Here is a 25,486-nt window from a genome sequence, read left to right as displayed (position 1 = left end):
GGCTATTAAAGCTCCCCAACACGGGGAGTTTTTATTAGTTTTCTCAATTTGTCCTCGATTTTTCACGATTGCTTCACGGCTCTACGCTCAAAATGCCTCTCATCAACTCCAAGAGGTAATAATTAAATGAACAAATCAGCCCTAGCAGCAAGCTTGAACAAACTGATTCTTGCGTCCATGCTTACCCTACTTTCAGGCTCAGCATTGGCCGCTTTTAATGGCCCAGAAACCGCTGCAATTAGCTCAGTGAAAGAAGCACAAAACGCGTCAGATGATAGTTTTGTTCTTTTGACAGGCAATATTGTGCAATCCTTGGGTAACGAAACTTACCTGTTTAAAGATGATACTGGTGCAATCGAAGTTGAAATCGACAACGAAGACTGGAAGGGGCAAGAAGTCTCCCCACAAGATAAAGTCGTCATCCGTGGTGAAGTCGATTCAGAGTGGACAACAACACAAATCGATGCTGATACCGTTCAAAAACTGTAATAGAGATATCTATTAAACAAAAGCCACCACATATTTGGTGGCTTTTCTGTATGAGGTTAATGTACCGTTAAGCAAGGGCAGTTTGGAGGAAGAAACAAACGTATGCGCTTTGGTTGAACCTCAAAGCGGATCTTATTGGAACGATACGGTTCACCATCTAGATTCAACAGCAATGTTTTGGGGAAATCAATTTCCAACCAACTTGCCTGAGTATACTCCCGCTTTCTTACCGTCTTGAATAGTGCGCATTGTCTTCATACCGGCTCCCGTTTAATTAATCGCTTTACCTACTAGCTTGATTTGCGTTCTTAACCATTGATGAGCACTTTCATTGTGACGGCTAGAGTGCCAAATCGCGCAAAGATCATGAATTTTGTCACTGAAAGGAAGCGGCACCGCTTTAATATTATACGTTTTAGAGAAGTGCTTGATGGTGGAAAATGGTAGCATGGCGATATAGTCACTATCGTGTATCACAGGTAACATTTCCATCGCCCCGGACGCTCGATAAACGATGTTACGTTTCGCTAGATCTTCGATATCTTCTTCACTCATCAGGCTCTTACGTGCATGCCAACGCGAGACTACCACATGCTCTTCTGCCAAGAATTGCTCGACAGAACAGGTGTCATGAATGCGAGGATGGTCCGCACTGCACACCACCATAAGACGCTCAGAAAACACTGGTTCCACTTTCAATACCGTTCGTCCTCGCGGTGCCATATCAATGATCAAGTCGTACCTTTGCAAACGCAGATCACTTTCATAATCTTCGGTAAATAAGGGGTGTACTTCCAACCCAATATTTGGTGCTATCTTGCGGATTCGACGCAGAAGTTGAGGCATAAACTCATAGCTCGCCAGCGAGACGCAAGCAATCGAAAAAATACGATTAGACACTTTAGGATCGAAGCTACTAGAAGCGGATAAAGTAGACGTGAAGTTTTTCAGTGCTGCGACCATCGCCGGATAGATATCTATGGCAAAACTGGTTGGCTCTACGCCCGATGTGCTGCGGTGAAACAGTGGTTCGTCATAGATATCACGCAAACGAGCAAGTGCTTTGCTCACAGCTGGCTGGCTAATATCAAGACGAGCAGCCGCCTTAGATAGGTTCTGCTCTTCGTAAATCGCCACAAAAATCGGGATGAGGTTTAAGTCGGTGCTCTTCATTTTGTTCACATAAAACAGGAGATGAGACTATTTTAGCTAACAGTTTGATCTTTAACGACTCAGAACATCGGATTTGAGCGTCAATGCATGTTTTCGTGAGAATTGACCTTATACTGACGAGAAGTGTGTCAAAACAACTCAGGATTTTCCTAAGTAAGGGGTTAAAAATGCGCTCACCTCTTCAACACACAAGCCGACTTCCACCTCAACACCTCCTTCTTGGAGGATATCGATACCACGACCAGCGTTACGAGGATCTGGATCCAGCATCGCTACGACCACTTTTTTAATTCCGTAAGTGACCAAGGTTTTAGCACAAGCTGGCGTACGACCAACAAACGAGCACGGCTCCAATGTCACATACGCCGTCACTTCACTCATATCACCAACATAAGCATTTAGTGCTTCGACTTCTGCATGGTTACCGCCAATGGCTTGCGTATGCCCTTCTGATACGATTTGACCATCTTTGACAAGTACGCAGCCGACGGGTGGATTTGGTTGACAAGCAGGAAGCGCATTACGTGATACTTCCAACGCACGCAGCATAAATTTTTCATTCATTGGCTAGGATTCTCAATTTAAAAAATTTTGATAGTCGATTCTAGCGCTAGCATGCTTGCGCTTCCATACAAAGATTGACAAATGACTTCACGTTGTAAAATGCAGAGAGCTGAGCTGATTCTTCTTACTAGTGTTTATCTAGCCTGTGTTGACTTCCTACTTCGCTGCTCATCCAATTGCGGTAGCGTTTTGGGTATCCCCCACTTGAAGCGTTTAGACTTAAATGCTTGTATCGCTCTCCACAATGCGTTCATCAAGCTTGCGTCCTCCTGTCCCTCTTGCAATCGCTGAGAACGCTTCTGCCAAACGTCAGAGCTACTTGCTTTACTCATTTCGAGCTTGCCTGTGTTACTCCTCAACTGCTTATACAAGCTTGCTCGAGCTGCGCCCCATCGTTTCGCTTTCACCATTTTTCTGAACACCAACCATGGCGGCGAAGGACGAGAACGATAATAACGGTGAATGCTCAAGGCGGCGATAACGAGAACCAATAGCGTCGCTGCGCTGCCAATCAACCAGCCAGAATAAGCTCTAACAAACGATTGAAATGTATGCTTGGCTTTGAAGCTCTTACCCTCAATTACCACCGTTTCCAGCTGTTTATTCTTGCTATTCCACCATTGGAACTTGTGTTCAGGCAAGGTGAACTCACCGCCCTGTTGGATAACGTACACGCTTTCTTCAATGCGACTCGATTGGTAATCGCCACGCGTTTGCTTATCGTCTAAGCGGTTTGGTTGAGGGTATGCTTGATAACTGGCAGTAGAATCATTGGATAACAAGTCTGGAAGCAATACTGACAAACTGTCTTGTGCATTGATCGTTATGGTGCGAGTGATTGCATCACCCACTTTCAGTTCATCGTTAGACGTTGTCCATTTCTGATCCACACTCACTTTCGTCGCGGTAAACCATGCAGACTCATCACTGAGCAAGCCAGAAGGTATAGACGCTCCGAACTTAATTGGCGGTGTATAAAGCGTACCAGCCACTGTCGAACCATCCGGCGCAGAAACTTGCACACCTACAGCGACAGGTGGAATCACGAATTGCCCTGATACTTGCGGATACAAGGTAACTTCCCAGCGCTGCCGAGACCACGTTTGCCCCCCTTTGCGCTCAGTATAGTTGGTCGCTAATTGGTTACGCTGCTTCGCAATCACGTTGGGGACTTCTACGCTGCCAATGCGTGTACCACCTGTGAACCAGCGAGGCGTTGCGACTTCGATGTACAACATCACCTGTTCATTCACGCTGAACTTAGGCGCTTCTTTCGTATCTGCATCTACACCCTGCTTGCCAACCCACGCTAACAGCTCAACGTTATTGCTGCGCTGCAAGTCTTGAATATCTTGTGCGTTCACCAAACCAGTAAAAAACAAAGCGAACATCATCAATATAGTGCTCAGACGCCCAATCATAGAGTCAGCGCCAAGTTTGAATACATTCATCATTGTGCTTGCTCCTCTTCTTGTTGTAGTTGCGGTTGTGGCTTCGGCTCCGTTTTCACAGGCTCACGCAGTTGAATTTGGAATTTAGCGCGCAAGAAGTACTTAGGATCGGCCTCTACGCGTTTTAACCACTTATCCGCCAGTTCTTGACTGCCGAGGATTTCGTTCGCATTGAGCTTCTCTTTCAGCATTAATTCAGCGGCGGTTTTTTCGTCCGCTCCATCTGCCGTTTGCGGGTTGTCACCCAGTTCAAACGACTCTTCGGGTCCATCTGTTGTCCCTGCTTGACTTTCACTGGTGCGGTTAATCTCTTCAACAATGCTGCCGATGACTTTTAGGTTATGTTCAACGTCTGGTCGCAATTGCTCGCTCAAGGTGTCTTTGTCTGCTAGTGTTTGCAACAAATTACGCGCCGCCAGGTATTCACGTTGACGCGCCAACGCACTCGCAGCGTTGTACAAGCCATAGTCTTTTACCGCATCTGATGGATCGTTTTGCATCTCCAAGAAAGCCGTATGAGCCAGTTTGTATTCGCCTGCGTAGTAATAAGCCGTCCCTTTTCGCAACGGCTCCGTAAAGTGCTTTGCTGCCTCAAGGTATTCGTTTTTGTTGAACAGGCGCTGACCTTGCTGATTTGGCGTGAGCCACAGATCCCACCACCATTGAGACGCTTTATCCCAAACCGTGACCTCTTGCACCACTTCAGACTTATCCGCTTTGAGCGAGACGGTTTCCGCCATTGCTTTTGGCGTCATAAACAAAGACGTTGACACCATCGCGACAACACACCATTGCACTAGCCACCCTTTGCGGAACCAAAGCATCATGATGAGAGCAATTGGGAACAACAGTTGATAGCCCATGTCTTTCCAAGGCATTGATGATTCGCCATTGAGTTGCATGTTTCGCTCAACAAAGCGATTCAGCTTCTCTATGTCACTATTGTCTACCGTCACTTCAACAAGGCGTCCTCCTGTCGCATTGGCAAGATTGTTCAACGAATCCAAATTGACAGGGTTATCAGAAACAATGCTCGAGTTACCCGCGGCCAAGATCAATAATTGATACGGCTTGTCTGCAAAGTAGTGTTTGTAAGCGATGATGGTTGCAGGATTAACCCCATCCGTGACCAACAGAACCGTAGAGCCCGGTTGACCTTGTAATTGTTGGTCAATCAAAGGCAGCGCCGTTTCAGCAAGTTTACCTTCAACCGGCATGATTTCTGGTGTTATCGCCGCAAGAAACGGTTCGAATACTTTACTGTCTTGCGTCACAGGCATCGCTACATGTGCAGAGCCCGCATAGACAACCAACCCAGTGCTGCCGCCTTTTCTTGCTGCCAAGAGGTCGCGGATCTTTTGCTTAGAGCGTTCCAAACGGCTTGGCGGAAGGTCTTTTTGCAACATCGAATCGTTGTTATCCAACACCACCAGCATGGAGGCTTTATCCTCGCCAAATGGAGAAGCTTGGCGCTCCCACGAAGGTCCTGCACAGATGATGATGGCAATCGCCACTATCACCATAAGTAGCTTGAGCGGCAGTTGCTTTCGCCAACCATAGTCGCCAATCGTAAGGGCTTTACGTAAGTGCTCTGGAAGAATGTCTTTCCAGCTTGGTTTGGATTCTTCTCGCCATCTTAACCAAAGCAAAAGAAACATTGGGATGAACGCCAATAGCCACATTGGACGAATGAAATGGAACTGTGTGAAAAACTGTTCAAGACCCATACTAGAGAAAGGAGAATCAAACATGGCGCTCTCCTTTTCCGTTTTCTGCTTGTGTAGAAGCTTCACTGGTTACTGATAGTCGACGACGCTTAAATGTCGCCAACGTGAACGCGGTTAAGTACATCGCAACGACCAAAGCCATTAAATAATGATGCAAGCTTTGCTTCGGACGGTACGTGGTGCTTTCATAAAGCTGTGGCTCCAACTTACCAATCTCATCATAGGCTTGAGCAAGTTCGTCACGGTTCAACGCTTCAAACGCCGACCCACCGGACTCTTTCGCAATGCGTTTTATAGTACCCATATCGAGTGCGGTTTCACCCACCGTTTGTGGATCACCCATGGCAATCACGTGGATACGTATATCTTTCGCTTTCGCGACTTTCGCAGCATCAATCGGCTCCACGAAACTTCCCGTGTCATTGCCATCCGTTAGCACAATGGCGACTTTCTCTTTGCTCTCTTCTACGTCGGTACGTGACTGTTCGCTTTGCTCAAACACTTTAATCGCCAAGCCAATTGCATCACCTAAGTGAGTGCTTTGCCCTGCCATCGCCACATCCGTCTGGTTAAGGAGCGCTAACCACACTTTTTGATCGGGCGTGAATGGGGTTTGCACAAATGCCGCATCGCCAAACAAAATCAGACCTAAACGGTCGCCTTTGCGCGTTTTAGCAAAGTCGCTCAACACTTCTTTGGCTGCATCAAGGCGAGTGATCTTTTCTCCGGTTTTGGAAGTAAAATCTTGCTCTGCCATTGAGCCAGACAAATCGACCACAACCATGACATCACGCCCTAAGCTTTCACGCACCTGTGGCTCGCCAAGTACTGTCGGCTTTGCCATTGCGGTCACGACCAAAAGCCAAGAAATAATCAGCGTCGCGCGCTGCCACCAGTTCGGAGTCAGTTGGCTTGCACCTTCTGATGGCGTTTCACCGATGGCATCCACAAGCTGACTAAAGAAAGGCACTTTGATGGCCATTTGCTTAGTGCGGTAAGCAGGTACGACGAAATACACCACTAAAGGCAGCGGCAAGATGATGAACCACAGCGGATGTTCAAACTCAAAACGGCTCATGCCAAGCCATGAAGCAAGAAGATCACCCATGGCGACCTCCTTTTAACGCGCGCGCTTTGTAGGCAAGCGTGCGCTTCTCAATGTTGTGAGCGTTCTCGTCGTGCTCTGTCACCCACTTAGTGGCGCGCTCAATCAGTTGTAAACGCTCTTTTTTTTCCAGTTCAACACTTGGGTCAACGATACTTTGCAGCCATCGCTTGGAGACTTCGTCATCAAACATTTTATGCTTGGGATTAAGCGCATCTAACTTGCGCAGAAACGCCGTATCAAACAAGCGAGCAGTACGGCTATCGAGATGAATCAATACCATTTTCAAAATCGAGAACAGTGCTTTGGGCATACTCGCGTCATCTGGATTCAAGCGAGAAATGGCTTCAATAGCTTCTTTACGGTAGCGGTTATCCCACCAATGGTGCACCAGTCGATAGCCCAGATACATAAGTACAATCGCACCAATGACGGCAAGGATCTTCCAACCAATGGTTTGTGGTACCCAACTTACGCTTTCTGGCACCGCGACGTCATGCAGCTCACGCAGAATATACGTGCTTGGAGGCGTGTGTAAGTCTGTCATTTATCGACCTCCAACGAGTTTTTGGAATTGGGTAATGTGGTCACCTGATGTATCGATTTCGATGTGAGGGAGCTTTTTGATTGCCATTAACTGAGCCAGTGATTGACGTTTTAACTGCGCTTTCTCAACCAAGCTAGCACTGGCTGCATCGACTTTGGCTTTACTGTCTAAGTTGAGCTGGTAACGGCCGTCACCAATCACCCATTTCACTTTCGCTAAATCTTGAGGAAGCGACTGCTCTAACGGATCGCTCACCATCACCGCAAGCAGATCGTTGTGTTGTTGAAGTTGCTTGAGATGATCAAGGTGGTGTTCTTCACAATCGCGCCAATCACTGATGAAAATCAGCGTGGATTGTTTTAGCTTCATGCGTTTGATGAGTTCAATCCATTTACTGAACGTTACTTTGTCTGAATCCAACGAGTCCGCATTCAAGCGCTGGTTAGCTTGAGAGAGTCGTTTCAGTTGAGCGAGTAGATCGTTTTGCGAACGCTGGGCTTTGCTGTGGTATAGAGCAGCGTCAGATGCGATAACAAATCCAACCCGGTCACCGTCTTTCAATACTCGCCAGCCGCACATAGCCGCGACTTCCGCAGCGACTACGGATTTCATGACCTCGGTAGAGGCGAAAAACATCGCACTGCGCTGATCAACACATACAATCACATTGCGGTCTTTCTCTTCGGTGTAACTGCGCACATGAGGCTTGCCTGTGCGCATGGTGACTTTCCAATCTAGGTTTCGAATGTCGTCCCCTAGTTGGTAATGACGTAGTTCTTCAAAGTTCAAGCCACGCCCACGAAATAATGAGTTATGACGACCAGAAAGTACACTGCCCGCTTTTAGATGAGGCAGTAAACTGAAGGATTCGGCTTGCGCTTGTAAACGTACTAAGCGGGAGTAATCGCAATACAAGCGAGGGTCGAGCCCTTGGGATTTAGGAGCAAGCGTTGGCTTTGCCATCGTCCCTCCTATTTATCCGATTTCTACACAATCAAGCAGCTCTTGCACCACACGTTGGTGATCGACACCATCAGCAAGTGCATCGTAAGAAAGTGAGAAGCGATGTCCCAGCACCGATGGCACCATTGCACGCACATCATCAGGCGTTACATAGTCACGCCCTTGTAACCACGCATAAGCACGAGCACATTTGTCTAACGAAATTGATGCTCGAGGACTTGAGCCAATTTCAATCCATTTTTGCAGCTGAGAATCTGCGTAACGCTCTGGTTTACGTGTCGCCATGACAAGTGCCACGATGTAGCTCTCTACCAAATCAGAGACTATGATGTTCGGTAACTGACGTCGAGCTTCAATCACAAGCTCTGGCTCAATGTGTTTTGGCGTGACCAATTCGCTGCTGGTTTCTGAACCCAACTCTTCGCTACGAACAAGACGAATGATGTCACGTTCCGCTTCATCTTCTGGATAGTCGACGGTCACTTTCATAATAAAGCGGTCCATCTGCGCTTCTGGCAGTGGGTAAGTACCCTCTTGTTCAACTGGGTTTTGCGTTGCAAGCACCATGAACAACTCAGGCAATACATGCGTCTTATCACCTACCGTAATCGTACCTTCTGCCATGGCTTCTAGCAGTGCGGCTTGTACTTTTGCTGGAGCACGGTTCACCTCATCCGCCAATACAATGCTGTTGAAGATTGGACCCGGTTGGAAGTGAAGCTGTGGCTTACCATCTAACTCTTGGTACACTTCGGTGCCCGTTACGTCTGAAGGTAATAAGTCGGGAGTAAACTGAATACGACCAAAGCTGGTGTTAAGTAGGTTGGCAAGCGACTTCACTGAGCGGGTTTTCGCCGTACCCGGTAAGCCTTCTAGCAAAACATGACCATTGGTCAACAGGCCTACAACTAACGCCTGAACCACATGACTTTGACCGATAACACTCTGTTCTGTTTGTCTAATGAGCTCATTGATTGCCTGCTGTGCATGGTTCATAAGGTTTCCTCAAAGGTTCAATCTATTGCTTTATACATCCTACCCATAAACACCATAACTATTGGTTATAGACTTCATGCCTAGGCATAGCGACAAGTATTAACGTCTGATCTGAGTTCTTAATTGTTGAATCACTTCATCTGGCGCCACTTGCTTTAACTGCTCAACGCACTGTTCAAACGCGAATGCGATTGATCCTTGCTGGTAGTTACGCGCCAACACCTCACACTCGGCGTATAAATGCTGCGGATTTCCACCCACGGTATACGCCATGTTTAGAGCCTTGCTAGCGGCAAGAGTATCGGTCTTCTCTAACGCCAGGCCATAAACATACCAATACTGCGGATTGCGCTCTGCCGTTTCGGCCGCTTTTTTCAGGTATTGATTCGCTTTAACGTTATTACCCACCCGAAGCCAAGCTAACCCCGCACTATATGGCAAAGCACTGGATTTCGGTTGCGCTTCAATACCAACCATCAACGTTTCCAACGCTTTAATGTCATTGCCTTGCACACGATATAAATCCGCCAAGTTAGCGTAGCTGTTCTCGAAATAAGGCTCAATCTCTATTGCCTTTTGGTAAGAGGTTATTGCTTTGTCCGTTTCGCCTAAGTCTCGATACACGTTGGCGATATTGGTTCGCCCAAAGCCTCGATCCGCATTGAAACGCTGGATTTCCATATAGTCTTCCAACGGCTTTTTAATCTTGTCACGTTGCAGCGGATTCATTTCCGAGTAGTGGCGAACCAAAGCACCCGCAGTTTCGGCGCGAACGGATAACACTGGGTCATTTAGTAATGGTTCAAGAATTTGCCAACGGTCACTGAAGTCATAGCCAGAAGATCCTGCGATTGAGCCCAGACGAATCATGTCGCTCTCATGCTTTCCTGCGCGAGCTAGTGATACCAAGGTGTTTTGTCCAGTATTGCCGCCCATGCGCTCTAACGCAGAGGCACGAACAATGTCACTTAGCGATGCGTCTTGACCAGTATACGCCAAGGCATCAGGCGCGCCGCGGTGACCAATGGCATCGGCATAAAACGCGACAGCAAAGTGTTGTTGATTACGGTATTTCGAATTCGGGAACCATTCGCTTATCTTCTTATCTGCCCATTGGTTAGCTTCATCTTCATGGCAAGACGTGCAGACGTTTGGCGTATTAATGTGCTGACTCAAATCTGGACGCGGCACGTGCCAACTGTGGTCACGACGTGGGTCAACTTGCATGTAAGTCGTTTCTGGCATATGACAAGTGGTGCACTTGGATGCCTCGGTATTTGCCTCATGGAAAGTGTGATTCTCTGGCATGTAGTCAGACGCAATATGGCACTGCGCGCAAACGGCTTCTTCAGAAATTTTTAACTCTGCGGTATGAGGGTCATGACAGTTGGTACAAGTTACACCTTTTTCTGCCATGTCAGACTGCAAAAATGAACCGTAAACGTAGTCTTCATCGTAAATCTGACCATCATGATAATAGAGTTCTGGAGTGATTAAGCTGAGGCGGTATTTATCTAGGAAAGAGCCTTTAACGTGGTCTGCACTTTCATTTAATTGTGTACGACGACTATGGCACTGCGCACAAGTCTGAACTTGATGAGTCATCGCAATTTCTTTTGGCTGGAGCGTGCTGTGCCCTTCTTGGTAGATCCACTCTTTTACTGCCATGCCAATATCTCGGTCAAAACCATAATGGTTCGTTGCGGCGAAGGCATTCCCAGATTTTTCCGCTTGTTTGGCAAGCTCTGCGTGTTCACTGGCCGGGCCATGGCACGCTTCGCAACCGACATTGATTTCAGACCAAGTCGTCGAATACGTATTCGCTTTGGCGTCGTAGTTCTTTTCTAGATTGGTTGAGTGGCAATCGGCACACATGAAGTTCCAGTTTTGACCGGTATTGGTCCAGTAGAATTCGTCGGTTGGCGTGGTGTCTGGATAAAGGTGGAACCAGCGTTGACCGCCTTGTTCTTTGGCTCTGGAATCCCATGCAAAAGGAATGAGTTGGAGTCGTCCATCTTCAAACTCAACCATATATTGTTGAAGCGGCTCCCACGCAAAGGTGTAGCTGATTTTGTAGTCATGCCATTCACTATCTGGGCCCTGGATATTGACCCAATACTCGTCCCCTTTTCGGTAAAAACGGTTTGGCTTTCCTTTGAATGTAAACGTGTAATCGTTAAAGTCACCCAATACAGACTCTACATCAGCATGTCTCATCGCCATATCATGATGAGATCCTTGCCATGCTTCGGTTTCTTTTTGGTGACAATCTACGCAAGCTTCACTGCCTACGTAAGTCAGCATTGATGATTCGGTTGATTGCGGCGTTTCCTGCGCAAACAGAGAAAAACTGACGAGCGCTGCAAGACCAATTAAGGTTTGCTGCCAACTTGCCCAGTGAGTCATAACTGTCCTTGTGTGATTCTTTTTATTCTCTGTTCAAAGATAGAAGTCTTTTTTCTTTTTAGACAAGCAATTACATGAGTTTTAAGAAAAACTGAAACGAGGCGCAAAAAAGAGGCTCCGAAGAGCCCCACGTTTAGTTGCAATCAATTCAATTCCAGTTACTTATTTGGATTCTCTTGTAGTTTTTCCATTACTTGCTCAAGAGAAAAACTCGCGGCTTTCTGTCTTGGTGGGAACTCTTTAAATGTTTCCAAAAACTGACCAACATAAGCCTGTGCAGGAACCAGCATGTAAGCACGGTCTAACATCCAGTCATAGTAGGTATTTGATGTAATATCTGCCACTTCATACGGGTCCATACGCAAATTGAAAATTTTTGGTAAGCGAAGTTCAGTAAAAGGTTCGGCCCAAATGCGTAACGTCCCTTCAGCACGCTGCTCCATAAAAACAATTTTCCAATTGTTATAACGTAACGCCGTCAAGTCACCATCATCGGAAAAGTAGAATATCTCTTCACGAGGGCCTTTCTCTTCCTTACCTGTGAGATATGGCAAGAAGTTGTAACCATCTAGGTGCACTTTGTAATCTGTACCATTAACTGATTCGCCTTTAAACAGTTTCTCTTTTACTTTGTCGTCGCCCGCTGCCGCTAGCAGCGTTGGTAACCAGTCCATATGGTGCATGATTTCATTGGAGACTGAACCCGCCGCAATCTTACCTGGCCAACGAACCATCGCAGGCACTCGGTAAGCGCCTTCCCAATTGGTGTTCTTTTCACCACGGAATGGCGTCAACCCTGCATCTGGCCAAGTGTTCATGTGAGGACCATTATCCGTCGAATAAAAGACAATCGTATTATCTTCTACGCCTAGCTCATCGACTTTCTTCAACAATTGACCAACTTGGTTATCGTGTTCAACCATTGCATCTGCGTAGTAACTGATGCCCGTCTTGCCTAAGTTTTCTTCTTTCACGTGTGTACGAAAATGCATTCGCGTTGCATTCCACCAGACAAAAAATGGTTTATCTGCTTTCACCGCACGCTCCATAAAGTCCAGTGCCGCATCTAACGTTTCTTCATCGACCGTTTCCATACGCTTACGTGTCAGCGGACCCGTATCTTCGATCTTGCCATCAGCATAAGATTTAATAACACCTCGTGGGCCAAATTTCTTGCGGAATTCCGGATCCTTAGGGTAATCCACATTCTCAGGTTCTTCCTCGGCATTCAAGTGATAAAGGTTGCCAAAAAATTCGTCGAAACCGTGGTTGGTTGGAAGGTGTTCATCCTTGTCACCCAAGTGATTTTTCCCGAACTGCCCTGTCATATAACCCAAAGGCTTCAAAAGTTCAGCAATCGTTACGTCTTCGGCTTGCAAACCAAGATCGGCACCGGGAAGGCCAACCTTACTCAAACCCGTTCTCAAGACCGACTGACCCGTAATAAACGTTGAACGCCCTGCCGTACAAGATTGTTCCCCATAGTAATCGGTAAACATCATACCTTCTTTCGCAATGCTATCTATATTTGGGGTCTTATACCCCATTAGGCCGAAGGTATAAGCGCTTAAGTTGGATTGGCCAATGTCATCCCCCCAGATGACCAGAATATTCGGTTTTTCTGCTGCGACAGTAGTACTTGTCGCGCCAACTAAAGCAGCGGCAAGAATCGCTAGACGGCGTTTCACGCCATAATTCGCTGTCATATAAACCTCTGTCTGTATTAAAAAGTGCTTCCTGCACAAAAACGTATAGCTCACAAAACAGTTTAATGCGAATCAATATGCATAAATAAATCACGCAAAAAACTAATGCCTTGCATCCACAAAGCAGTGATGAATTAACGTGGCCTGAGTCTCCCTTCAGTTTTTCTTTCATTGATAAAAACTTAATGAAAATCCATACAAAACAATAAATTAAGTCGCCACATAACTTATGGTTATAAACACTATAAAGCGACATTCTTCAGGTACATCATTAACTTAATAACCAACGAAGCGTAGGCGGTCTCTTTGCTTCTCTTCCAACTTTCAATCAATTTGGAGTTTTTATGGCTAACCAAATGAGTAAGCTGGCTGTCGGTCTCGGCGTACTGGCAACCTCTAGCGCAGTGACGGCGGCAGACAAACCAAACATTTTAGCAATTTTTGGTGATGACGTTGGGTACTGGAATATTAGTGCATACAACCAAGGTATGATGGGTTACGAAACCCCGAACATCGACCGTATCGCAAACGAGGGGGCATTATTTACTGACCATTACGGCCAGCAATCATGTACAGCCGGTCGGTCAGCATTCATTTTAGGCCAAGAGCCATTTCGAACTGGTCTACTCACTGTCGGCCTACCGGGGTCAACACATGGCATTCCTGATTGGGCACCAACTCTCGCTGATCTACTACGTGAACAAGGTTACATGACTGGTCAGTTTGGTAAAAACCACCTTGGTGATCAAGACCAACATCTACCTACTGAGCATGGCTTTGATGAGTTCTTTGGCAATCTTTATCACTTAAACGCTGAAGAAGAACCAGAGACTTACTACTACCCTAAAGACCCTGAATTCCGTAAAAACTACGGTCCACGTGGCGTCATCAAGTCTTATGCTGATGGCAAGATCGAAGATACGGGTCCAATGACTCGTAAGCGCATGGAAACGGCGGATGAAGAATTTCTCGAATCCACACTGAACTTCATGGAGCGCGCAGTCGCAGCTGATAAGCCGTTCTTTATCTGGCACAACTCAACGCGTATGCACGTCTGGACTCGCTTACAAGAGAAATGGCAAGGCGCATCGGGGATCAGCATCTATGCTGACGGAATGTTAGAGCACGATGAACATGTCGGAATACTTCTCGACAAGCTTGATGAACTAAAAATCGCTGATAACACCATCGTTATCTACACAACCGACAATGGTGCGGAAACCGTATCATGGCCAGATGGTGGGGCGACACCATTCCACGGCGAGAAAGGTACAACTTGGGAGGGTGGCTTCCGTGTACCTCAGTTAGTAAAATGGCCTGGCGTTATTGAGCCGAACACTCGCATCAATGACATGATGGCACACCAAGACTGGCTACCAACGCTATTGGCAGCCGCTGGTGAACCGAACATCAAAGAAAAACTCGCGTCGGACAAAGGTTACCACGCTAACGGAAAAGATTGGCGCGTGCACATTGATGGGCACAATTTCCTACCTTACTTCGAAGGTAAGACAGAAAATGGTCCACGCGAAGAACTCATGTACTTTACAGCCAATGGTGAGTTGAACGCGATTCGCTGGAACGATTGGAAGCTACACTTCGCTACATTTGAAGGCAACATCACCGATGCCGTTCGCTTCGAACCAAACTGGCCTCAAATCATCCATTTACGAGCTGACCCATTCGAGAAAGCGCCACACGAATCAGGCATGTATCTGCGTTGGATGGCCGACAATATGTGGTTGTTCGTACCTGTTCAGGATGTTCTGGCCAACTTTTTCAGCACCATTCATCAGTACCCAATGCAAGAAGGTCTTCAGATAAACCCAGCGGGCATAAACTACCAGTCACTTGGTCTCCAAGGAAAGATGCAACAGCTCAATCAACTTCAACAAGAAGTGAATAAAATGAAATAGTTTCTTTTTCAGCTACCGAAAAAGCCCACCAGCCAGCCTTGGTGGGTTTCCTTTATCTGTTCGCCACCCGGCCGTGTTGACCTTTGTTTGGTATTTGTCGACTTATTTTGCTTTAATTAAAGTAAATTCAATTTACTTAAAATAACCCTATGATTTTGTAATTAATTTTCTTTGTATGTATGGCCTCTATATTTGCGGGTTGCGCTGCATACGCAGGACTAAACTACGTTTCACCGTTTGGCCCCGAATACGTACGTGAATGCGCACTTGCCACCGACTGAGCAAGGTACGATTGTGGACAAGACTCATATGCCGCTTACGCTTGATGTGACACGTATCACCAACTGGAAGAAATGGTTTATCGAAGCCGATTATCAAGTTGAAAACCTACCAAACTATGAACCTGAAGTCGCCGCGAGCCCAATGACAGCGTTTATTGATTTCTCAGATCAACATGCTAATGGTACGCAGTAAGTCAGGTAAGGATGAGCTGTTTACCCTGCTGCACAATAACGCTCATACCAATATCTCGAGCTTATTCAATGAAGAGAGCAATCGCGACTTTGCTAAAGATGGCATCACCATTGTTCGAGGCGTGGTTGGAAGTTATCCCGTCGCATTGTTTTCGATAGAAGTAACACAGTAAAAGATTTTGTCACTCAGTTTACTACCTTTAGGACAGAGTCCGATTACGTTAAGTTGTTGGATAGTTTTGCAATTCGTCGAAGCTCTGAAATGTTTTGGCCATTTAGCGAGCGCGTCCACGATTGGTATCGTAAAAAACAACCGATCGAATTTGGTTTACTTGACTATAATCGTTTTGAGAATCGATGATGATTGAAGGGGGTTCTCATGAGTATCCGAGACAACATTGCCGCTCTTGAGCAACAAATTTATGTCGCTTGCTCAGAGGGAGACTACGATACAGTCAATATGCTTGAACACCAACTCGAATACTTACGTGGCAGGGTTGAGCATCCTTTAGATGATGATCCTTATGCGCTAGACACTCGGTTCGAGTGGGAAGACGATACGACCCGATAGAAAAAACCTCCGGCTTAATTCGGAGGTTTTTGTTTAATTAAATGAGAGTATACCCAAGTAACCTCAAGATGTTTGATTCAGGGGGAATGGCTTGGATATCGAGTCAAAATGCTTACACATTCATCAGATTATCAAGGGCTTTCACCGAGTCACTCACTTGCTCTTTGAGCGTAAGTTGATTCTGCGAGTAAATATCTAATGGCTCCGGTGCAATCTCAATATTTTGACAAGTATCCATCAAAGCAGGTAATCCCAAACTCCCGGCACTGCCTTTTAGCTTATGCGCTAGGCTCTTAATCTCGCGACTATCCCCTCGCTTTGCGTTTGCTTCCATCTGCTCTAGTACCTCAGCACTGGTTTGTCTGAATAAGTTAATGATATACAGCATTTTTTCTCTGCCTAGAATCTTCATGTCAGATTGAATCACACTCGGGTTGATGATAACCATTACTGGCTCCTCTGCTCTCTCTCCCTTCTCGACCAACGTTTCACTAGTTTGACTCGTGGTCATTGTTTCTTCTTGCAGTACACGCTGTTCATTTTGTGGCAACAAAAGTTGCTTTCCGTCTAACATGTCTAGGATTATCGCGGCTAGTGCTTCTTTTTCCATTGGCTTGGGTAGATAACCATCAAAACCGGCAGCTAAATAGCTTTCAACTTCTTCAGCAAATACGTGTGCAGAGACCGCTATCATTGGGGTTGGCATCAATCCTTTATCTGCAGATTTTTTGAGTTCAATAGATTTTAAGCGATGAATCAAATCCACACCGTTACAGTCAGGCAGGTTAATGTCAACCAAGGCGATATCAAAATCTTGCCTGTCGATAATGTGTTCAGCTTGTCGACCGTCTTCGGCGATCACGACTTCATGTCCCATGCTTTCTAAGAAACCTTCCGCCACCAGTTGGTTTACCGGATTATCTTCGACAAGCAGTACTTTAACTTTTATTTTGCAGCGTGCACTCGCAATCGAAACGGTTTCCACAGGTTCGCTTTCCTCCAGCGGAATTGAGAACCAAAAGCGACTGCCATCGCCCTCATCAGAATCCACATCCAATTGTCCACCCATTGCTTCAATAATACGGCGACTGATCGCCAAGCCTAGGCCTGTCCCACCAGCTTGACTTAGCCCGCTTTCTGCTTGCGTAAAAGCATCAAACAGGCGTTTTTGATCATGCTTCGCAATGCCAATGCCCGTATCCGATACCTCAAACAGCACTTGCGATTCATCCTCTGGATTTAGGCTGACATAGATATCAATTTCACCTTCGTCGGTAAACTTAATTGCGTTACCAACCAGGTTATTAAGTACTTGACTGATTCGGGTCACATCACCTTTCCAGTAGCGCCCTACATCACTTTCAATGTGGTAAGAGAACAACAATGCTTTCTCTTGCGCTTTACCATTCATGAGCTGGAAGGTGTCTTCGGTCATTTGGTGCAAATCGAACCCCAAGTTACGAATTTCCAAATGACCGGCCTCAATTTTCGAGTAATCCAATACATCATTCAAAATCGCTAATAGGTTTTTACCACTACGATTTATGATTTCGGCATAGCGCTTCTGTGTTGAATTCAAACCAGAATCAATCAGTAAACGGGCTGTACCCAGAACCCCATTCATCGGTGTACGGATTTCATGGCTCATCGTTGCTAAAAACGCCGATTTAGCACGATTCGCTTGTTCCGCTTGTTTTCGTGCTTCCGCGTGGTTAAGGACCTCTTCATTGAGTCGACGGTTTGCTTGTTTTAACTGAGATGTGCGTCTTTCTATCTGCTCTTCTAGGTGTTCTTTGTGTTCTTCAAGATCACGCTTCGCTTGTGCTTCACCTTCGGCAACAACTTTTAACGCTTGTGCGGTGTTGCGCGCGGTAATAATGGCCTGCCCCATATGAGCCAGTTCATCTTTCCCTTTCACTTCAAGCTCCACAGCAAGGTTACCTTGAGCCACAGAAAGCAACGCTGCAGAGTATTCCCCCAAACGCTTCACCACCGACACGTAAACCACACGCCATAAGATCAAGACCACAACCACTAAACCTATAATGGAAATAAGAGTCAGTGACCATTGAGCAAACTTCAAGGTACTGGTGAGCTGATCAACCGCAACATGTGTCGTCTTGTTTGAGTCATCAACGAGCTTGTTTACCGTACTATTTAATCCAGAAAACAGATTTAACGTCTCATGCATGAGTTCTTGTGACTGTTCATTGTTTTCTTGCTGTTGAAGCAAAATCGTAAAAACCACTTGGCGTTTGCCAAGCTCGGTCAATAACTGGCCCATCTGTTTTGAACGAGTTGGATCCTCTACTGCCAACACCCGACGTTTCATTATCCTAAGGTTATCTTCAAATGCGGTTTGGATTTGCTGGATACGCTCTACGTTGCTCAACGTGCGTGCTTCTTCAATTTGGTTGAGCATTTTAAACGCAAGGAGATGTAATTCATGGAGCCTTTCGATCAGATCGAGATCGACTTCCACTAACCCATCGAGCGCTTGATATACTTGATTTTTTTTATCCGTTTCCAATAGATCGTATATGTGTGTGACATTAGCGACCGCAATGGTGGCGGTATTCTGCACTTGAGTCCGCGTGAGTTGCTCTAGTTCTTCACTCAACAAACGCATCTCTTCGACACGTGTATCGATCTCTTTTGCTAACCATAGCTTCCGCTCAACCGTTACCCCCAACTCAGCTAAGTTGTTGATCACGTTCTGAACATTGTTTTCCAAAGTTTCAAGTAACTTAGAATCGAACGACTCTCCTCCTAGCGCTTTTATGTGGGCAAGCAGAGATTCCAGTTGTTCAAACAGTATACGGCCCGCCTCTTTGCGCTCAAGTTCGTTCTGAGCGTTTAATAGCATCTGGACTGAGGAAATAATGCGTGTACTTAGCTCGGAAACTTGCCTTGCTTCAATCATTGCCGGGATGGCTGAATCCACAACATTCCTTTCTGTTTTTGCTACCAGTGAAAAGCCTGATACACCGATAAGCACCGACAACATAACCAACATTGCCATGGCAATAAAAGACAACAACAGTTTTCGCCCGATGCTTGCGGTAGCTAGCAACATATTTTTCCTAACCTTAATATTCGTGTTCTGCGACATATTACGTTATATTTTGCAGTGTTTACTTAATCTATGCCAACGAACTTTATTCATGGTTATAAATCAGCGTTCATTTCGTACAATTTTCAAGCGCTCTGTACTCACAATGTCACTTTTCGCTTCAGTGCCATCTTTTGCGGCAGAGAAAATCTGTGCCATTTACCCCCACCTTAAGGACTCCTATTGGCTATCAGTAAACTATGGAATGGTTTCCGAAGCGAAAAAACTCGGTGTTAATCTGCGCGTTCTTGAGACTGGTGGTTATTTAAATAATGACCGCCAAAAGCAACAACTGGCTCTGTGTACTCAATGGGGAGCCAATGCCATCATTCTTGGTACGGTAGAGCCGCAAGCTTACGAGCACAACCTCAAGAACTGGGTGGGTAACACCCCGGTGTTTGCAACGGTAAATCAACTTGATCTCGATAAAGAGCAAAACGAATTGCTCAAAGGTGTCGTTGGGGTTGATTGGTACTGGATGGGATATGAAGCGGGGAAATTCTTAGCAGAGAAGCACCCTAAAGGATCTGGTAAAACCAATATTGCTCTACTACTTGGCCCACGTACCAGTGGCGGAACAAAACCGGTCACTACGGGATTTTACGATGCCATCAAAGGTAGCGACATTCACATTGTTGACTCATTCTGGGCCGACAATGACAAGGAGTTACAGCGAAACCTTATTCAGCGTGTCATTGATTTGGATAATATTGACTATATCGTAGGTAACGCTGTTGCTATTGAAGCGGCTATCAGTGAATTGCGCAGTGTTGGTAAAACGAAAGAAATCGGCTTGGTTTCTATTTATCTCAGTCATGGCGTTTACCGAGGCTTACTTCGCCACAAGGTATTGTTCGCCCCAACCGACAAAATGGTTCAACAAGGCCGTTTATCTGTGAGACAAGCCGTTCACTATTTACGTCAACTACCATACGAAAAGCACGCGTCTCCAGGCATTAAACCACTGACACCTAGCACGCTTCATGATGGCACAATTCAAGAATCGTTATCTCCATCAAAATATAGACCGACATTCAGTGTTAAGGCTGTTGATTGATCAATAAAAAACGTATTTTATTGGATGATCGCTACTTTAAAATCATAAAAACGGAAATCACTTGATGCAAAAAACAACCCGTACCATGCCAGCGCACAAACATGTGGCATTGGTTGCCCACGATAACTGTAAACCCGAACTACTTCGTTGGGTTAAAGAGAACAAAGAAAAGCTACAAAGCCATTTCTTATACGCGACAGGTACAACAGGTCACATGCTAAGCAAAGAAACGGGCTTAGCCATTAAGAGTTTGATAAGCGGCCCAATGGGCGGCGATCAACAACTTGGCGCCCTGATTTCTGAAGGCGATATCGATGTTTTGGTGTTTTTCTGGGATCCTCTTAACGCCGTTCCACATGACCCCGATGTAAAAGCACTGCTTCGCATCGCCAGTGTTTGGAACATTCCAGTCGCGACAAACCGCGCAAGTGCAAAATTTCTTTTCGCCTCTCCGCTGATTGATCAAGAAGTCGATATTGAAGTACCTGACTATCAAGCTTACTTAGCCGAGCGCACTTGATCTTGGTGTGTAAAGCATAGAAAACAAAGGCGATACCCTGTATCGCCTTTGTTGTGCTTATTTTGAGCTAACGATTGGATAATCACCGCTGACCAATTCTTGAACAAAACCAGATCCTGCCCCCGTGTGCGTAATCCACACTTTCTCTTTTGCTCGTGTCATTGCAACATAGAATAACCGACGCTCTTCTGCATATGGGAATTTGTCTTTCGACTCAGTCAAGGCTCCATCAATGTGTGCATGCTTCTTCTTCGCTGGGAATTGCCCTTCATCTACAGAGAGTACAATAACAAAATCTGCCTCCCTTCCCTTACTCGCATGGCAAGTCATAAAGCGAATGTCCAGATTTGGGAAACGCTTCACCCAGTCATCATACAAATCTGGCTTATGGTAATGATTGCGACCAAGTAGCAGAACAGACTTAATTTTCTTCGCCTGTTGGTTCAACTGATCAAGGATTTTCTCAACCTGATTGCTTGGCGCAGTATGCACACTCTTCTGCTTACGTTGCTTATGACTATTCAATATTTTTGGCAACTGCGAAGGGTTTTGCTGCACAAAGGTATTCGCTACCTCACCAATCTGATTATTAAAACGGTAAGTGGTATCGAGATAATGAACCGTCGAGTGTTGAAAACGCGTTTGGAAACCGGTGGTCAGATCTACGTCTGCCCCGGCAAACTGGTAAATCGCCTGCCAGTCATCCCCTACAGCGAACAAGGTTGCTCCTAACTGCTTGTCTGTCGATTCGCACAGTGCTTCAATTAAAGCCAAACGATCTGGCGAAATATCTTGATATTCATCAACCATCACAAAACGCCATGGTGAAACAAACTTTCCAGATTTCACATAATCTGTCGCGCGACTGATCATGGTTGGAAAGTCCACTTGGTTACTGTCTTTTAGCATTTTTTGCCAAGCGCTATAGCACGGCCAACACAACGCAAGTTCACTATTCAAGCGTGTGTAATCTTGATGATTAACCAACTTTTCCTGTACTTGTTTCTTGGTTAACCCGACCAAGGCCAGTTGAGATATCTGTGAATCTAACCATGCAATCAGCTTGGGGTTCTCTGAGTGACTGCCAAGCTCGTCATCCCCTTTTAAGTACGCGATAGGCCACTTATCCAAATGTTTCTGCCAACGTTTAAAGTTAGTCGGCGTCATCCAATGTTTTTTCAACCAATCAATGCACCAAGCAGTACGTTGGTTGTCATCCAAAGCGACCGGGCTAATTTCTACGGCTTGTGGTTCAACTTGGTTCAAAATGCGTAGGCCAAGTTGATGGAAGGTATTTACACGTACGCCTTCCGCAGCCATACCCACTTTGTCTACTAATCGATCTTTCATCTCGGTTGCTGCATCGCGGCCAAACGCCAGCAACAGCAGCTCTTCCGACTGAGCCTGATGGCTTTGAAGTAAATAGGCCACCCGCGCAGTCAAAACACTCGTTTTACCCGAGCCTGCACCTGCTAACACTAAATTATGATCGTCATTAAGTAGCACCGCATGCTGCTGCGAAAGGTTCAATGGAGAAGATTCAATACGATTAAATAGCACTTCCCAGTTCGGACGCTCATTTTCCAGCCACTCATGATTACGTTCAGCCAGTGTTGCCGAAGTCTCCGACAACCAAGGTTCTATCTCAGCCATACGATTCGGCATACGCATTTTTGCTTCAGCCAAACTGGTTTTGATGTCAAAAAGTTCACTATTAAGTTGGTCAGCCCAGCTTTGAACTTTTGAGTGAGATAAATAAGCTGGTAGATGTTTGAGCTGATACAGCTCATCTTCCCACCGAGGTAAATATTCAGCGAGTTTACGACACTGGCTATTGTGCCAATCTTGATACTGGCGTACGGCTTCAAGTGCAAACTTACGACACTGGGGCCATGGCAAACCTTGTACTAACCAGCTTTGCTGCTTGCCACCTTGTTCGTGAGCAAAAAACTGCAGCGAGCTCCAAAGTAAACCACGCTTAACGCTCACTTTTCCGTTCCAAATCGTGAACGGAATGTGCTCTTCGCTGCCAATTGATGTTAATAAAACGCTGTTTTCTTTTATTTCAACTTGGAAATACTCATTTTGAATAAAAAACTGTGCTTTATTAGAGGCTGTGAGCAGCATGAAAGAGGCGCCTTTTGATAGAGAAGTTCTCATTTTATATCATTTTAGACGGCCAAGTTGTAGCAGGGGATTGAGACAAAATGCGCTTCTTTCGGTATTCTCAATTAAAAATTACATTACTGTTGAATTTGCAAACAATAATTTGCGATCTAATGAGTACACTCACTGTAAGTCAATGACGCACCTGTTTAATTTCTAACCAAATGACAATATTTATTAAATTAGGTCATAAACGCGCTATAGTGAGTTTGTTAAAATTCTGTCGTTTTTACTGGCAACGAAAGGCGCACTGTGCAAGCTGCTTTAAAACTTCGCCTCTATTGGGCAAACAAGACCATCAAATACAGTATTCTCATTTTGATCACCTTACTAGGCGTAGTCGTCCCGGCTTGGTATTTTGAACAAAATACGTTAATTACCCCTTTAATTTTAGGTGTAATCGCTGCTGCATTGGCTGAAAGTGATGACAGTTTCACAGGACGCATCAAAGCACTGTTCCTCACTTTTCTCTGCTTTGCCGTTGCCGCACTTTCGATAGAAATCTTATTTAACATTCCTTGGGCGTTCGCTATCGGGCTGTTCATTTCTACCTTTGGTTTTATTATGCTCGGCGCCATCGGCCCTAAATATGCTAGCATCGCTTTTGGATCATTACTCATCGCGATTTATGCCATGCTGGGCGCCCATGAGAGTACTAACCTTTGGTTCCAACCCGCACTGTTGCTCGCAGGGGCGGCGTGGTACTACTTCATGTCGATGATATGGCAGATATTTTGGCCGCTACAACCCGTTCAACAGAGTCTTGCAGCCGTATTCCTCCAGATCGCTAATTATCTTGATGCGAAAGCAAAGCTATTTCACCCGGTGACGAATTTGGTGCCTCAACCCATTCGTATTGAAGCCGCCAAACTCAATGCTGCGACAGTGAATTCGTTGAACGCTTGTAAAGCAACCCTACTCAGCCGCTCTAAACGTGGCCATATCGATGGCCCAAGTGACCGATTCCTGAATATCTACTTTATTGCTCAAGATATTCATGAGCGTGTCAGTTCAAGTCACTACCGCTATCAAGATCTCGCCACCGAGTTTGAACGCTCTGATGTGCTATTTCGCTTTAAATATTTGCTTGAATCACAAGCGCAAGCTTGTCGTGATATCGCGCATGCAATTCGTCTTGGAAATGAATATATCCATACGGATCAATCCATTCTTGCTTTGGCCGAACTGCAAAACTCACTAGCCTATTTAGAAGAGCAGCAACAAAACCATTGGAAACGCCTGCTCACGCAACTGACTTACCTCTTCAATAACCTAGCAACGGTAGAAAAGCAGTTGAGTAACATCAACAACCCGGACGCAGAGCGTTTAGAAGAAGGGACACTTGACGACACCAATCCACACACACTCAAAGCGATGTGGCAACGAATAACAGCAAATCTAAACAAAGACTCAATGCTGTTCCGTCACGCCCTGCGCATGTCCATCGCGCTGACCGTAGGCTACGGTATCATTCAGATGTTTGATATCGACCGTGGATATTGGATTTTGCTCACCACCCTATTTGTATGTCAGCCCAACTACAGCGCTACCAGACAAAAATTAACGGCGCGTGTTATCGGCACCTTAGCCGGCCTGTTAATTGGTGTTCCCTTACTGACCTTCTTCCCTTCTCAAGAAAGTCAGCTAGTATTTATCGTCCTCTCTGGTGTCATGTTTTTTGCATTTAGAATCAACAATTACGGTTATGCTACGGGCTTTATCACACTACTGGTTCTGTTTCTATTTAACCAATTAGGAGAAGGCCATGCCGTCGTATTACCTCGTTTAGCCGATACCTTAATTGGTTGTGTGTTAGCTGTTGCGGCAGTGATGGTGATATTGCCCGATTGGCAATCTAAACGATTGCACAAAGTGATGTCTGATGCGATTGACGCTAACAAACAGTATCTTGCGCAAATCATCGGTCAATACCGTATCGGCAAGAAAGATAATCTAAGCTATCGTATCGCTCGACGTCAGGCACACAACAATGATGCGAACCTATCTTTAGCAATCAGTACTATGTTGGCTGAGCCTGGTAAATATCGTACTGCGGTGGATGAAAGCTTCCGTTTTTTAACCCTTAACCACGCAATGTTGAGCTACATCTCTGCGCTTGGCGCTCACCGTACGAGAATTGAGGACGAAGCGATTCACCAACTCGTACTTGATGCACATCGCTGTATTCATCAACATTTGGATGTACTGCATCGTCAGCTACACCCTCATTGTGAAGAGTATGATTTATCGTCAATGGATGATGCTGATCTGGAACAAAGACTGAATGAATGGCGTGAAGAAGATGATCACTCAGCTAGGATGGTACTGCAGCAGCTTCATCTGATCTATCGCATGTTGCCAGAACTCCATTCACTGGCTTCCAAATTTGCAGTCCGCGTAAACTAGAAGCTCTTACCAATTGTTAAACACTAACTGACATTACTCGGACAAAAAAACACCAGTCAAAATCTAAGCTAGACGTATCGGGTTTTCAGTGGCGATGAGAGCCGCGCAGCGGGTTAATGATGGAAAAGCCCAATCAAG

Annotated in this window: 18 protein-coding genes and 3 pseudogenes; 8 read left to right on the top strand and 13 right to left on the bottom strand. The window is 45.7% G+C overall.

The features are described 5' to 3' along the window. The first annotated feature begins 153 nt into the window (after positions 1-153). Complete coding sequence (locus ACVA54_RS00240) at positions 154-489, top strand: YgiW/YdeI family stress tolerance OB fold protein (RefSeq protein WP_446596397.1); 336 nt, start codon at positions 154-156, stop codon at positions 487-489. Positions 490-545: 56 nt separating this feature from the next. Here ACVA54_RS00240 and ACVA54_RS00235 read toward each other — a convergent pair. The 11 genes and pseudogenes from ACVA54_RS00235 to ACVA54_RS00185 all read right to left on the bottom strand — a co-directional run. Beyond that, positions 546-707: pseudogene (locus ACVA54_RS00235) on the bottom strand (lipid kinase YegS); the annotation flags it as partial. Positions 708-759: 52 nt separating this feature from the next. Further along, positions 760-1,662, bottom strand: a complete 903-nt coding sequence (locus ACVA54_RS00230; protein ID WP_119463787.1) for a LysR family transcriptional regulator — start codon at positions 1,660-1,662, stop codon at positions 760-762. Positions 1,663-1,800: 138 nt separating this feature from the next. Next, the gene (locus ACVA54_RS00225; RefSeq protein WP_099077896.1) at positions 1,801-2,226 is read right to left on the bottom strand and encodes a bifunctional diaminohydroxyphosphoribosylaminopyrimidine deaminase/5-amino-6-(5-phosphoribosylamino)uracil reductase RibD; all 426 of its coding nucleotides are present in this window, start codon (positions 2,224-2,226) and stop codon (positions 1,801-1,803) included. Positions 2,227-2,360: 134 nt separating this feature from the next. Further along, a complete protein-coding gene (locus ACVA54_RS00220) occupies positions 2,361-3,680 on the bottom strand; it encodes a BatD family protein (RefSeq protein ID WP_446649286.1) in 1,320 nt (439 codons plus the stop codon). Next, positions 3,677-5,428, bottom strand: coding sequence for a vWA domain-containing protein (locus ACVA54_RS00215; RefSeq protein ID WP_099077898.1), 1,752 nt, complete (start codon positions 5,426-5,428; stop codon positions 3,677-3,679). The genes ACVA54_RS00220 and ACVA54_RS00215 overlap by 4 nt, the downstream gene beginning before the upstream one ends. Continuing rightward, positions 5,421-6,512, bottom strand: a complete 1,092-nt coding sequence (locus ACVA54_RS00210) for a vWA domain-containing protein (protein ID WP_446581502.1) — start codon at positions 6,510-6,512, stop codon at positions 5,421-5,423. The genes ACVA54_RS00215 and ACVA54_RS00210 overlap by 8 nt, the downstream gene beginning before the upstream one ends. Continuing rightward, positions 6,505-7,056, bottom strand: a complete 552-nt coding sequence (locus tag ACVA54_RS00205) for a DUF4381 domain-containing protein (RefSeq protein WP_446608406.1) — start codon at positions 7,054-7,056, stop codon at positions 6,505-6,507. Before ACVA54_RS00205 ends, ACVA54_RS00210 begins: the two co-directional genes overlap by 8 nt. Further along, positions 7,057-8,019, bottom strand: coding sequence for a DUF58 domain-containing protein (locus tag ACVA54_RS00200; RefSeq protein WP_099077901.1), 963 nt, complete (start codon positions 8,017-8,019; stop codon positions 7,057-7,059). A 12-nt stretch (positions 8,020-8,031) separates the two neighbouring features. Beyond that, on the bottom strand, positions 8,032-9,015 hold the full coding sequence (locus ACVA54_RS00195) for an AAA family ATPase (protein WP_099077902.1): 984 nt from the start codon (positions 9,013-9,015) through the stop codon (positions 8,032-8,034). A gap of 99 nt (positions 9,016-9,114) precedes the next feature. Then, on the bottom strand, positions 9,115-11,421 hold the full coding sequence (locus ACVA54_RS00190) for a multiheme c-type cytochrome (protein ID WP_446596273.1): 2,307 nt from the start codon (positions 11,419-11,421) through the stop codon (positions 9,115-9,117). 158 nt (positions 11,422-11,579) lie between these two features. Then, entirely contained in the window at positions 11,580-13,127 is a 1,548-nt protein-coding gene (locus tag ACVA54_RS00185; RefSeq protein ID WP_099077904.1) for an arylsulfatase, read from the bottom strand. 344 nt (positions 13,128-13,471) lie between these two features. On the opposite strand from ACVA54_RS00185, the gene ACVA54_RS00180 reads away from it, so the two are divergent. The 4 genes and pseudogenes from ACVA54_RS00180 to ACVA54_RS00165 all read left to right on the top strand — a co-directional run bounded on the left by ACVA54_RS00180 (position 13,472) and on the right by ACVA54_RS00165 (position 16,087). After that, the gene (locus tag ACVA54_RS00180; protein ID WP_099077905.1) at positions 13,472-15,043 is read left to right on the top strand and encodes an arylsulfatase; all 1,572 of its coding nucleotides are present in this window, start codon (positions 13,472-13,474) and stop codon (positions 15,041-15,043) included. Between the two features lie 279 nt (positions 15,044-15,322). Next, positions 15,323-15,484, top strand: a pseudogene (locus ACVA54_RS00175) (fatty acid cis/trans isomerase); the annotation flags it as partial. Beyond that, positions 15,483-15,877 (top strand): annotated as a pseudogene (locus ACVA54_RS00170) (fatty acid cis/trans isomerase); the annotation flags it as partial. The pseudogenes ACVA54_RS00175 and ACVA54_RS00170, both read left to right, overlap by 2 nt. A gap of 18 nt (positions 15,878-15,895) precedes the next feature. Continuing rightward, complete coding sequence (locus tag ACVA54_RS00165) at positions 15,896-16,087, top strand: hypothetical protein (protein ID WP_099077907.1); 192 nt, start codon at positions 15,896-15,898, stop codon at positions 16,085-16,087. A gap of 112 nt (positions 16,088-16,199) precedes the next feature. On the opposite strand, the gene torS is transcribed toward ACVA54_RS00165, so the two are convergent. Continuing rightward, positions 16,200-19,163 carry a TMAO reductase system sensor histidine kinase/response regulator TorS gene (gene torS / locus ACVA54_RS00160; protein ID WP_119463780.1) on the bottom strand — a complete coding sequence of 988 codons (2,964 nt, stop codon included), beginning with the start codon at positions 19,161-19,163 and terminating at the stop codon, positions 16,200-16,202. A gap of 49 nt (positions 19,164-19,212) precedes the next feature. Between torS and torT the strand changes: the two genes are divergently transcribed. Both torT and ACVA54_RS00150 read left to right on the top strand, forming a co-directional pair. After that, positions 19,213-20,256 (top strand): TMAO reductase system periplasmic protein TorT, encoded by a 1,044-nt coding sequence (gene torT, locus ACVA54_RS00155; RefSeq protein WP_446643314.1) that lies wholly within the window; start codon positions 19,213-19,215, stop codon positions 20,254-20,256. Positions 20,257-20,320: 64 nt separating this feature from the next. Further along, complete coding sequence (locus ACVA54_RS00150; RefSeq protein WP_099077910.1) at positions 20,321-20,776, top strand: methylglyoxal synthase; 456 nt, start codon at positions 20,321-20,323, stop codon at positions 20,774-20,776. 57 nt (positions 20,777-20,833) lie between these two features. On the opposite strand, the gene helD is transcribed toward ACVA54_RS00150, so the two are convergent. Then, on the bottom strand, positions 20,834-22,903 hold the full coding sequence (gene helD, locus ACVA54_RS00145) for a DNA helicase IV (RefSeq protein WP_446597025.1): 2,070 nt from the start codon (positions 22,901-22,903) through the stop codon (positions 20,834-20,836). A gap of 291 nt (positions 22,904-23,194) precedes the next feature. Here helD and yccS point away from each other — a divergent pair, with 291 nt between their 5' ends. Beyond that, a complete protein-coding gene (yccS, locus tag ACVA54_RS00140; RefSeq protein ID WP_446649285.1) occupies positions 23,195-25,348 on the top strand; it encodes a YccS family putative transporter in 2,154 nt (717 codons plus the stop codon). The last annotated feature ends 138 nt before the right edge of the window (positions 25,349-25,486 follow it).

The sequence above is a fragment of the Vibrio sp. PNB23_22_6 genome (assembly GCF_052877535.1).
This window is presented reverse-complemented; position numbering and strand designations above follow the sequence as displayed.

Excerpts from the sequence above, each read along its gene's own strand:
- ACVA54_RS00165 (WP_099077907.1), top strand. The coding sequence starts at position 15,896 with ATGAGTATCCGAGACAACATTGCCGCTCTTGAGCAACAAATTTATGTC.
- ACVA54_RS00230 (WP_119463787.1), bottom strand. The coding sequence starts at position 1,662 with ATGAAGAGCACCGACTTAAACCTCATCCCGATTTTTGTGGCGATTTAC.
- ACVA54_RS00150 (WP_099077910.1), top strand. The coding sequence starts at position 20,321 with ATGCAAAAAACAACCCGTACCATGCCAGCGCACAAACATGTGGCATTG.
- ACVA54_RS00200 (WP_099077901.1), bottom strand. The coding sequence starts at position 8,019 with ATGGCAAAGCCAACGCTTGCTCCTAAATCCCAAGGGCTCGACCCTCGC.
- ACVA54_RS00215 (WP_099077898.1), bottom strand. The coding sequence starts at position 5,428 with ATGTTTGATTCTCCTTTCTCTAGTATGGGTCTTGAACAGTTTTTCACA.
- ACVA54_RS00220 (WP_446649286.1), bottom strand. The coding sequence starts at position 3,680 with ATGATGAATGTATTCAAACTTGGCGCTGACTCTATGATTGGGCGTCTG.
- ACVA54_RS00225 (WP_099077896.1), bottom strand. The coding sequence starts at position 2,226 with ATGAATGAAAAATTTATGCTGCGTGCGTTGGAAGTATCACGTAATGCG.
- torS (WP_119463780.1), bottom strand. The coding sequence starts at position 19,163 with ATGTTGCTAGCTACCGCAAGCATCGGGCGAAAACTGTTGTTGTCTTTT.
- ACVA54_RS00210 (WP_446581502.1), bottom strand. The coding sequence starts at position 6,512 with ATGGGTGATCTTCTTGCTTCATGGCTTGGCATGAGCCGTTTTGAGTTT.
- ACVA54_RS00180 (WP_099077905.1), top strand. The coding sequence starts at position 13,472 with ATGGCTAACCAAATGAGTAAGCTGGCTGTCGGTCTCGGCGTACTGGCA.
- ACVA54_RS00190 (WP_446596273.1), bottom strand. The coding sequence starts at position 11,421 with ATGACTCACTGGGCAAGTTGGCAGCAAACCTTAATTGGTCTTGCAGCG.
- ACVA54_RS00205 (WP_446608406.1), bottom strand. The coding sequence starts at position 7,056 with ATGACAGACTTACACACGCCTCCAAGCACGTATATTCTGCGTGAGCTG.
- ACVA54_RS00195 (WP_099077902.1), bottom strand. The coding sequence starts at position 9,015 with ATGAACCATGCACAGCAGGCAATCAATGAGCTCATTAGACAAACAGAA.
- ACVA54_RS00185 (WP_099077904.1), bottom strand. The coding sequence starts at position 13,127 with ATGACAGCGAATTATGGCGTGAAACGCCGTCTAGCGATTCTTGCCGCT.
- helD (WP_446597025.1), bottom strand. The coding sequence starts at position 22,903 with ATGCTGCTCACAGCCTCTAATAAAGCACAGTTTTTTATTCAAAATGAG.